The organism is Streptomyces lateritius (assembly GCF_014649715.1).
Taxonomy (GTDB): domain Bacteria; phylum Actinomycetota; class Actinomycetes; order Streptomycetales; family Streptomycetaceae; genus Streptomyces; species Streptomyces lateritius.
Window position 1 is genome coordinate 24,705 of sequence record NZ_BMTO01000026.1, and the last position, 10,170, is coordinate 34,874.

General features: G+C 70.2%; 10 protein-coding genes and 1 pseudogene. 7 read left to right on the forward strand and 4 right to left on the reverse strand.

Annotation, left to right across the window (positions count from 1 at the left end; translation table 11 throughout):
- Positions 1 to 13 precede the first annotated feature (13 nt).
- From IE136_RS34080 to IE136_RS36270, 3 genes are all read right to left on the reverse strand, one after another.
- Positions 14 to 187 (reverse strand): hypothetical protein, encoded by a 174-nt coding sequence (locus IE136_RS34080; RefSeq protein WP_189602429.1) that lies wholly within the window; start codon positions 185 to 187, stop codon positions 14 to 16.
- 27 nt (positions 188 to 214) lie between these two features.
- Positions 215 to 571: a PRC-barrel domain-containing protein gene (locus tag IE136_RS34085; RefSeq protein ID WP_189602430.1), complete on the reverse strand. Its 357-nt coding sequence runs from the start codon at positions 569 to 571 to the stop codon at positions 215 to 217.
- 609 nt (positions 572 to 1,180) lie between these two features.
- A complete protein-coding gene (locus IE136_RS36270) occupies positions 1,181 to 1,918 on the reverse strand; it encodes a hypothetical protein (RefSeq protein WP_229819460.1) in 738 nt (245 codons plus the stop codon).
- A gap of 249 nt (positions 1,919 to 2,167) precedes the next feature.
- Between IE136_RS36270 and IE136_RS34095 the strand changes: the two genes are divergently transcribed.
- The 7 genes and pseudogenes from IE136_RS34095 to IE136_RS34125 all read left to right on the forward strand — a co-directional run bounded on the left by IE136_RS34095 (position 2,168) and on the right by IE136_RS34125 (position 9,139).
- Positions 2,168 to 2,830 carry an urease subunit gamma gene (locus tag IE136_RS34095; RefSeq protein WP_189602431.1) on the forward strand — a complete coding sequence of 221 codons (663 nt, stop codon included), beginning with the start codon at positions 2,168 to 2,170 and terminating at the stop codon, positions 2,828 to 2,830.
- Positions 2,814 to 4,652 carry an urease subunit alpha gene (locus IE136_RS34100; protein ID WP_189602432.1) on the forward strand — a complete coding sequence of 613 codons (1,839 nt, stop codon included), beginning with the start codon at positions 2,814 to 2,816 and terminating at the stop codon, positions 4,650 to 4,652. Before IE136_RS34095 ends, IE136_RS34100 begins: the two co-directional genes overlap by 17 nt.
- Positions 4,653 to 4,729: 77 nt before the next feature.
- Entirely contained in the window at positions 4,730 to 5,404 is a 675-nt protein-coding gene (locus IE136_RS34105) for an urease accessory protein UreF (protein WP_189602433.1), read from the forward strand.
- A 28-nt stretch (positions 5,405 to 5,432) separates the two neighbouring features.
- On the forward strand, positions 5,433 to 6,131 hold the full coding sequence (ureG, locus tag IE136_RS34110; protein WP_189602434.1) for an urease accessory protein UreG: 699 nt from the start codon (positions 5,433 to 5,435) through the stop codon (positions 6,129 to 6,131).
- Complete coding sequence (locus IE136_RS34115; RefSeq protein WP_229819462.1) at positions 6,128 to 7,036, forward strand: urease accessory protein UreD; 909 nt, start codon at positions 6,128 to 6,130, stop codon at positions 7,034 to 7,036. The genes ureG and IE136_RS34115 overlap by 4 nt, the downstream gene beginning before the upstream one ends.
- A gap of 31 nt (positions 7,037 to 7,067) precedes the next feature.
- Positions 7,068 to 7,676 carry an isochorismatase family protein gene (locus IE136_RS34120; protein WP_189602435.1) on the forward strand — a complete coding sequence of 203 codons (609 nt, stop codon included), beginning with the start codon at positions 7,068 to 7,070 and terminating at the stop codon, positions 7,674 to 7,676.
- A gap of 485 nt (positions 7,677 to 8,161) precedes the next feature.
- A pseudogene (locus IE136_RS34125) lies at positions 8,162 to 9,139 on the forward strand (L-threonylcarbamoyladenylate synthase).
- A 187-nt stretch (positions 9,140 to 9,326) separates the two neighbouring features.
- Here the strand turns inward: IE136_RS34125 and IE136_RS34130 are convergent.
- A complete protein-coding gene (locus tag IE136_RS34130) occupies positions 9,327 to 9,968 on the reverse strand; it encodes a carbonic anhydrase (RefSeq protein WP_189602437.1) in 642 nt (213 codons plus the stop codon).
- Positions 9,969 to 10,170: the final 202 nt, after the last annotated feature.

A 10,170-nucleotide genomic window follows, 5' to 3' on the forward strand; every position in this document is an offset into this window, starting at 1 on the left:
CCGGCGCAGCCGGTCAGCGAAGCGTGCGGCTGTGGCGACCGGAGCGCCGCAGGTGCATCCCGAGATAAACGAGGGCGGCGGCGAACACCACGATGCCGATGACCAACAGGTAGAACAGCCCTTCGGCGACGACGCCGATAATGCCCAGCACGATCGCCGCGATGACGAGAATCAGGAACAGAATCATGGGGCAGACACCTCCTCGGCGGGCCGGTCAGCGGCGGGCGAGTTGCCGCTCACCGTTCGCGCCGGGCTGGTAGGGCAGGCTGTAGTGCGCGAAGACCGCCGCTTCGTCCTCGGCTGGCAGGACGTCGTCCGTGCCGATCGCCGGGCACTTCTTCACCAGCGACTTGTCGTAGTCGACCTTGACGTAGTCCGGCCCCACGATCGCGCCGGCCAGCGGGACGAAAACCAGCTGGCGGCGGGTGGGCAGCCCAACCTGGACGGTGGCCATGGCCGGCTCGTCGCTGCTGGTGTCCACATAGACAGCTTCCAGCACGCCGATCTTGTGGCCACCGACGTCGACGACGTCATGGGTCCGCCACTCACGGATATCCGCACTCTGAATCATCAACGGTTCCCTTCACGCGGCATACCCGACCTCGTCTCAGCCTGCCCTCCCGACACCTGTCCACACCAGCGGTGCGCGAAGTAGCCGTGGCCTCCGGCCTGGCGGGCCGGGAGAGCCGACCTGGGCGGGAAGTGAGCTACGTCTGTGTCGTCCGCAGGTAGACGCGGGTGAAACGGGCCGCCGGCTCAACGAGCGGCGCCGCGCCCTCCTCGTTCTCGAGTTCTTCGGCCCGGTCCTAGAACGAGGCCATAGTCAAGCGGCGAGCGCCACAGCGGCCCGCGGGTCCAACGCGGCCATTTGGGGAGGCCGCCCCGAGCGCCCGCGCGTGCGTCGCCCGCTCCGGGCTGTCCCGATAGACGAACGAGACGAAGACGCTGCTGCTCACGCTCAGGTGCCGCTTGGGGCTACGGCCGCCATCGCGGGCGGGTCAGCCGCTGGAGGGCTGCACGCCTTCCCCGACGGCACGTCGGCCGGGTGACGTCCAGGCGCGGCCGTACGAAGCGCAGGGGGTGTTTCCACGCGCCTCGGTGCATCGCGTTGTCAGCGTCGACTTCGGCAACCAGCTCGGACGCGACCAGGGTGACGTCCAGGGGTTCGCGGCTTCCCCAGCTAGAAGAGAACCGCACGCCGGCTCATGGGTGGTCGGCCCCGGCTGGGCGGAGGCGTTGAGCGACCTGGCGGGCGGCCTCCGGCCTCAGCGGCACGGTCCGGCCGACCGACCCCAGCACGCCGTCCTCGTCGTACCGGCCAATGACGAGAATCTGCGGTCGGGCGAGCGTGCCGGTGATGCAGCCGACGACGGCCTCGGTGGTGGGGCGACGCCACTGGTGAAGTGTCGGTATCTGCAGCGTGCGCAATTCGGTGACACCGGCTGGCGCCGAGCATGGGTAGCGACAGCAGACGTACACCGGTTCGGGATGCGCGCAGGTCCGAAGCCGATGTACACGATCGTTCGCCGGTCAGGGTCTGTTCGCCCTTGCGCCCCAGGCGCCGCCACACCGCCGAGCCCGCGCCGTGCTCCGTCAGCTGTTCCAGGGTGGTGACGACGACCGGCACGGCCTGGCTGTAGTCCTTCGCCGTGATCGCCTCGCGGTAGAGCGTCTGGTACCGGCGCGGCGCCCAGAAGCGGCGGCCGGCTTCCTCGAGGACCTCCACGGTGTTGTCGACCTTCGCCTCGGTGGTGTCGGCGAACACGAACGCGAGTGGCATCAGGCCCTCCCGGCCGGTTGGCGGGTAGACCCGCCGCCACAGCCGCTTCTCGTGGCCGACATCCTCGATCGCGTCCGGCCGGGAGCGGACCAGGTCCACGGTGTACTTGTCCGCGTCCGGCGCCAGCAGCCGGCACACAGCGGACAGTGTGCGCCCGTGCCCCGGCGTACGCACCAGGGTGCAGCGTGCTGAGCCGCTTGCGAATGCGACCGGAATGCGCCCTGTGATCCCGATTCACTCCATCAGGGCCGACCGGTCCGTTTCGCTGCCCATTGGCCCTCCCCTCTCTCAGGATCGGTCTGCGGAAGCTACGACGGGCGGCGTCTTCTCTGCGCTTCGTGGTGCTTGCCGCTCGGGTGAAGCGACGAACAGGAGAGGGGGATCGGCATGCATCTGACTCCGCATGAGCAGGAGCGTCTGTTGGTCCACGTGGCGGCTGATGTCGCCCAGCGGCGGCGCGAGCGCGGTCTGTTGCTGAACTATCCCGAAGTCATGGCGCTGTTGACGGCGCATGTCTATGAGGAGGCGCGGGCCGGGGCGACAGTCGATGCGGTGATGGAGTCAGGGCGCCATGTGCTGCAGCGCAGCGAGGTCATGGACGGCGTGCCGGAGATGGTCGACAACGTCCAGGTCGAGGCGACGTTTCCGGACGGCACGAAGCTGGTGACCATCAGCAAGCCGTTCGACGAAGCGTCCACCAAGGTGGACGTCCATCCCGGCAAGCCGGAACTGCTGCCGGACGAGGACGAGCACCGGGTGGCCTTCAACGACGGGGCGACGCCCGTGCCGCTGGTCGTGCGCAACCCCAAGGACCGCCCGATCCAGGTGGGCTCCCACTTCCACTTCGCCGAGGCGAACGAGGGACTCAAGTTCCGCCGTGAGGCGGCCTACGGAATGCGGCTGCACATCCCGTCCGGCACCTCCGAACGGTTCGAGCCCGGCGACAAGCGCACCGTGATGCTCGTGCCGATCGCCGGCGAGCGGATCGTCCACGGCCTCCAGGCCGACAAGAGCGAAGAGGAGAAGCACCTCGATGCCGGACAGGACTGAGAAGGACAGGCCCTGGGACCCGCTGCCGCGTACCCGGTACGCCGACCTGTACGGGCCGACCGCCGGCGACCGGGTCCGGCTCGCCGACACCAATCTCGTTCTGCGCATCGAGGCGGACTGGTGCGGCGGGCCGGGGCGCAGCGGCGACGAGATGGTCTTCGGCGGCGGCAAGGTGATCCGTGAGTCGATGGGCCAGTCGCACATCCCCCGCGACGACCCCCGCGAGCCGGTGGACACCGTGATTACCGGTGCGCTGATCCTGGACCACTGGGGCGTGGTCAAGGCCGACGTCGGGCTGCGTGACGGCCGCATCCGGGCTATCGGCAAGGCGTACAACCCGGAGACCATGACGCCCCGTCCCAACGACGACCCGCGCGCCTCGGACTTCGTCGTGGGTCCCGAGACCGAGGTGATCTCCGGCAAGGGCCGCATTCTGACCGCAGGCGGCGTCGACACCCACGTGCACTTCCTGTGCCCGGAGCAGATCCACGAGGCGGTGGCGTCGGGCGTGACGACGCTGATCGGCGGCGGCACCGGACCGGCCGAGGGCAGCACGGCCACCACTGTCACGCCCGGTAAGTGGCACATCCAGCGGACCTTCGAGGCGCTGGACGCTTTCCCGGTGAACATCGGCCTGCTCGCCAAGGGCAGCACTGTCTCGAAGAAGGCGCTGCACGACCAGGTCGCGGCCGGCGCCCTCGGCTTCAAGATCCACGAGGACTGGGGAGCCACCCCGGCGGTGATCGACGCCGCGCTGACGGTGTGCGAGGAGACCGGCGTCCAGGTCGCGCTGCACGCCGACTCGCTGAACGAGGCCGGCTTCGTACAGAGCACCTTCGCCGCCACCAAGAAGGACCGCAAGGCCAAGAAGGTCAAGTACCGCAGCCTGCACATTTTCCACATCGAGGGCGCCGGCGGCGGCCACGCCCCCGACATGATCAGCCTCGCTGGCAAACCCAACGTGCTGCCCGCGTCGACGAACCCCACCCGGCCCTTCACGGTCAACACCGTCAAGGAGCACGTCGACATGATGATCGTCTGCCATCACCTCAATCCGGAGGTTGAGGCGGACATGGCGTTCGCCGACTCCCGGATCCGGCCCTCCACCATGGCCGCCGAGGACCTGCTGCACGACATGGGCGCCATCTCGATGATGTCCTCCGACGCCCAGGCCATGGGCCGCATCGGCGAGATGATCATGCGGACCTGGCAGACGGCGCACGTCATGAAGTCCCGTTACGGCCACCTGCGCGAGGACGACGCGCACGCGGACAACTTCCGTGCCCGCCGCTACGTCGCCAAATACACGATCAACCCGGCCATTACCCACGGCATCGACCACGAGGTCGGCTCCGTCGAGGCCGGAAAACTGGCCGACCTGGTGCTGTGGGAGCCGAAGTTCTTCGGCGTCAAGCCGCACATGGTCATCAAGGGCGGCCAGATCTCCTACGCCCAGATCGGCGACGCCAACGCCTCCATCCCCACCCCGCAGCCCTACCTCCCGCGCCCCGTCTGGGGCTTCCAGGGCCGCGCCCCGGCGGCGAACTCCTTCAACTTCGTGGCTGAGGCCGCCCTTGACGGCGAACTCTCCCGGACCGGGCTGCTCAAGCCCCTGCGCGCGATCCGCTCCACCCGGGAGGTCACCAAGGCCGACATGGTCCACAACAACGGCGTCCCCAAAATCGACATCGACCCCGACACCTTCGACGTCACCATCGGCGGCGCTACCACCTCCGACGTCCGCACCACAGTCGACGGGCAGGAAGTCGGACGCAACTACGCCACCGATCTGCCACTGGCACAGCGGTATTTCCTGTTCTGACCCTCTCGGCCGGGTTCGGTCGCGCCCGCGCGGCGGGCCCCCGGCACCTCCTTCGCGAAAGGCGGTGGCGCCACCTCATGAGCCGCACTGCCCTGCTCGTCCTGGCCGACGGCCGTTTCCCCGCCGGCGGGCACGCCCATTCCGGCGGGATGGAGGCAGCCGTCGCCTCCGGCCGGGTCCACGACACCGCGAGCCTGGAGGCGTTCTGCCGGGGGCGGCTGCACACCGCAGGACTGGTCGCGGCCGGCCTCGCCGCAGCGGCCGCCGACGGCTACGACGCCCTCACCCTGGACGAGGCCGCCGACACCCGCACCCCCGTACCGGCGTTGCGCCACATCGCACGCCGCCTGGGCCGACAGCTGATGCGCGCGGCCCGGGCCACCTGGCCCAGCGCCGACCTCGACCACCTCGCCCGCCACCGGCCCCAGGGCGCCCACCAGCCGGTCGTGCTCGGCGTCACCGCCCGCGCCGCCCGGCTCACTCCACTCGACGCCGCACAGGCCGCCGCCTACGAGAGCGTGGGCGGTCCGGCGACCGCCGCGGTGCGTCTGCTGAGCCTGGACCCGTTCGACGCCACCGCCGTGCTGGCGCGGCTCGTCGGCGAACTCGACACCGTCGCCGACGCCGCGACCGACACGGCGCGCCGCGTCGCTGTCGAGGGCGTCAGCGTTCTGCCTGCCGCCTCGGCTCCCCTGCTGGACATCACCGCCGAGCAGCACGCCGCCTGGACCGTCCGGCTTTTCGCTTCCTGACCAGCCCTGACCGACTCCTGGAGTATCCGTGCATCTCGACCACCCCGTGACCATGCCGCACCGCCACACCCACAGCGCCGAGCCGCTGCTCGCCGACGGCAGCCGCCGCGCCCTGCGCATCGGCCTCGGCGGGCCCGTCGGATCGGGCAAGACCGCGGCCGTGGCCGCACTATGCCGCACCCTGCGCGACCGGCTCTCCATCGCCGTGGTCACCAACGACATCTACACCCAGGAGGACGCCACCTTCCTGCGCCGCGAGGCCGTCCTGCCACCGGAGCGGATCATCGCCGTGGAGACCGGGGCCTGCCCGCACACCGCCATCCGCGACGACATCTCCGCCAACCTCGAAGCCGTCGAACACCTCGAACAGAGCCTGCAACCGCTCGACCTGATCCTCATCGAGTCCGGCGGAGACAATCTCACCGCGACCTTCTCCCGCGGACTCGTCGATACCCAGGTCTTCGTCATCGACGTGGCCAGCGGCGACGACATCCCCCGCAAGGGCGGCCCCGGCATCACCACCGCCGACCTCCTCGTCGTCAACAAAACCGACCTCGCCCCCTACGTCGGCGTCAACCTGGACACCATGAGGGCCGACACCCGCAAACAGCGCAAGGACCTGCCGTACGCCTTCACCAGCCTCACCACCCCCGACGGCATCCAACCGGTCGCCGACTGGGTCACCAGGTGCCTCGCCGCCTGGCACGCCACCGGATCCTCCCGGTGAACGCCACCACCGCGCAGACGCCGACCCTGCGCTCGGCGCCCGCCGCGGAACCCCTCCGAACCGACGGTGCGCCACACGACCGGCGCTCCACAGGACCCGCCCCGGCGCACCCGTCCGGAGTGATCGCCACCGCCCGGATCCGGGCCACCCACAACGGCCGCACCACAACGGTCCCCCTCCTGCACAACGACGGCCCCTTCCACCTGCGCCGACTACGTGCCCGCGGAGAACAGGCGCGCGTCTGCGTACTCGGCGCGATGAGCGCGCCGCTCGGCGGAGACCGACTCGCCCTCGACATCACCGCCGAGACACACTCCCGGCTGGAGGTGACCACTGCGGCCGCCACCATCGCCCTGCGTGGCCCCACCACCGCCCCAGCCACCTACGACGTGAGGGTCAAGGTGGGCGATCACGCGACCCTGCACTGGCTCCCCGAGCCCCTGATCAGTACCCGGGGCAGCACCCTGCACCAGACGTTCGCCATCGACCTCGCTGCCACCGCCCACCTGCTCATGCGAGAAGAACAGCTCCTGGGCCGCTCCGGCGAGGCGCCGGGCCACCTCACCACCCGCCTGACCGTCCGCCGCGGCGGACGACCACTCCTCGAGCAGCACACCGCCTACGGCGACCCAGCACCGGCATGGGACGGCCCCGCCATCCTCGGAACCCACCGCGCCACCGGACAACTCCTCCTGGTCGACCCGAAGCTGCACAGTCCCCGGGAACCGCACCTCATCGGCAACGACCCGGCCGAGGGCCACGCGGTACTGACTCCCCTAGCCGACCCCCAGGCCCTTATCGCCACCGCAGTGGCCCCGACACCGGCCCAACTGCGCCACCTCCTGGACGCCGCCCTCGCGTACGCCTACAAGACGCCGAGGCCACAGGCCCAGGGTGAGCAGTAACTCCGTGAACGCCGAACCGAAGGACAGGAACATGGGACAAGCACTGATCGTGGTGGACGTGCAGAACGATTTCTGCGAGGGCGGCAGTGTCGCTGTGGCGGGTGGAGCCGAAATCGCCGTGAAAGTCCGCGACCTGGTCCGGCGCGCGGCGAAGGCCGGATACCAGCACGTCGTGGCAACACGCGACCACCACATCGACCCCGGGGACCACTTCTCCGACACCCCCGACTTCAAAACCTCTTGGCCAGTGCACTGCGTGGCCGGCACACAAGGCTCCGACTTCCACCCGGACTTCCTCCCCGCCGTACGCGCCGGAGCCGTCGACGCCGTCTTCTACAAGGGAGCCTACGAGGCCGCCTACAGCGGCTTCGAAGGCGCCGACGAGAACGGCACTGGGATGACCACGTGGCTGCGCGAGCACGGCGTCACCACCGTGGACGTCGTCGGTATCGCCACCGACCACTGCGTGAAAGCCACCGCCCTGGACGCCGCCGCAGCAGGATTCATCACCCGAGTCCTGCTGGGCCTGACCGCCGGCGTACACCACGACACGATCCGGCAAGCCTGCGACGAACTCAGCCAAGCGGGCGTGGAACTGTCCGGCACCCCCGTGGTCGCGGGAAGTCAGAAGTCTGGCTAGGTTGCACCTCAGGCGCACCGTGCGTCTCGTGGGCATCGGGAGTGGCTCTGTGCCTGCGGTGGGGCCGAGGCTGTTCCAGCCGCAAGGCACGGGACGCGGCAGGACTTCGGCCCTTTTCACTTTGTGGTGCTGCGGCCGGGATCCCCGGCTGGGGGTTGTGGCGGCTGTCCCAGTTCGGCCCGTTCGGAGACGGACCGGGAGAGCCATCCGCAGGGGAAGGCTCATCCGGCCCGGGGGTAGGGGTGGCGCTGGTGGCTTTGTCGGCGTCGGCCGGGGCCGGGACGGTCGCGGCGTTCACGGCCGTGGTTCCTGGGCACCGGCCATGTCACGGGCCTTGTGCCCTCCCTCGGAGCTCCAGACCGATTCCACGGCCAGGTCTGCCTCGGTCAGCGTCCGCAGATCGGCGAGCGGCGGCTGCGGGACGGCTTCACCGACTCCTGACCGAGGGGACGGCCAGCCCTGGCCGCCGCTCTAGAATCATCAGGGTGACGGCAAGCACCCACGACATCGAGAAGGCAGCCGGTGTGCTGCGCGCCGGCGGCCTGGTGGCCCTGCCGACCGAAACCGTCTACGGACTGGGCGCCAACGCCGAGGACCCCGCCGCCGTCTCCCGCATCTTCCAGGCCAAGGGTCGTCCGCCTTCTCATCCGCTGATTGTTCACATCGGTGGTGCGGAGCAGCTGGACGACTGGATCCAGGACGTGCCGGAGGCGGCGCGTCTGCTGGCCGGACGTTTCTGGCCGGGGCCGCTGACGCTGGTGCTGCGGCGCGGCCACCGGGTGCTGCTGGAAGCGACCGGCGGCCTGGAGACGGTGGCCGTGCGCGTGCCCGACTACCCCGTCGCCCTTGCACTGCTGAGTGCGTTCGGCGGCGCAATCACGGCCCCGTCCGCCAACCGCTTCGGCTCCGTCAGTCCCACCACCGCGGACCACGTCCGCGCCGAGCTCGGCGACATCGTCGACTTCGTGCTGGACGGCGGCCCCTGCCGCGTCGGCGTCGAATCCACCATCGTCGACGCCACCAGCGGCACCCCGACCATCCTGCGGCCGGCCGGGGGTGACCCGCGAGGACCTCGAAGCAGCGCTGGGCGCCCGCTCACGGCCCCTTCAACCAGTCAGGTCCGGGTGCCGGGCCAGCACCCGTCCCACTACGCGCCCCGTGCGCGGGTTGTCCTGGTCGAGCCCGAGCAGGTCGTCACCGAAGCGGAGACGGCACGGGAACTGGGACACCAGGTGGGTGTCCTTCTGCCCGCCTCCCTCGCCGGCACTCCGGTGAAGGCGCACGCCGTCCTGACGGTCCCGGCCGCAATGGCCGAGTACGCGCGCGGGCTGTACGGGTTCTTGCGCCACCTCGACCAGCAGGGATGCGACCTCATCGTCGCCTCCGTGCCCGTGGAGGAGGGGCTGGGCCTGGCGATCGCCAACCGGCTCCGCCGCGCCGCAGGGCCCCGGCCCATCGTCTGACCTGCGGCCCTGCGGGTTCGCGACCGGACTCGGCGGAGCACACACTGGTCTGGCAGGCCGGGCACAGCTCGTGCCGCCTGCCGTTAGTGACGACCGTCTGCCCATTCCCCCGGCACACCCCGCAGCTCGCGCTCCGCGCCGATATGGCGCGGGCTGGGGGCGTGACCGGGCCAGTGGACGAGAATGGTCAGGACGCGGTGGGAACCGCCGCGTCGAGGCCGCGAGCGGCGACGAGCTGTGCACTGCCGTCGGCCAGCCGGTACGACAGCCCCACCACGCCGAGGCGGCCTGCAGCCACCGCCTCGGCCAGGACGCGGGAGCGTTCGAGCAGCAGGTCCACCGTGTGCTCGATGTGCTCGGCCAGGATCTCCTCGGCCGTCTCGCGTCCGGCGGCGCGGGCTGCCAGCACGCTGGGAGTCACCCGTTCGACCACGTCGCGGACGAAACCTCCCGGCGTCTGCCCGTTCTCCAGGGCGGAGCAGGCCGCGGCGACGGCGCCGCACGAGTCGTGACCGAGGACGACGACCAGCGGCGCGTTGAGGACAGCGACGCCGAACTCGATAGAACCAAGGATTTCCGTGCCGGCAACGTGCCCGGCGGTGCGCACCACGAACAGGTCGCCCAGGCCCCGGTCGAAGATGATCTCGGCGGCCAGCCGGGAGTCAGAGCAGCCGAACAGCACAGCGAAGGGCTGCTGGGCGGGTGCGATCAGGGCGCGGCGGGTGGCGTCCTGGTTTGGGTGCTCAGGGGAGCCTTTGACGAAGCGCTGGTTGCCGGCCATGAGCAGCTCGAAGGCTTCGCGGGGCGTCGGAGTCTGGGTCTGGGTCATGGCCCGCAGCTTACGATCCGGCACCAGCCGCCGCTGTTGCAGGCCACGCATCCCGGCGGCAGGTCCGCGCGGACTTGCAACCCAGCGATGGTGGTCTTAGAACTCCTATCGGAATGACTTCAGGCGTCGCCAGCAGATGAGTGCACATCCGAGAGTGAGGAAAGCTTCGTGGATGTCGTCGCGTATCTCCCAGCGGATCCGT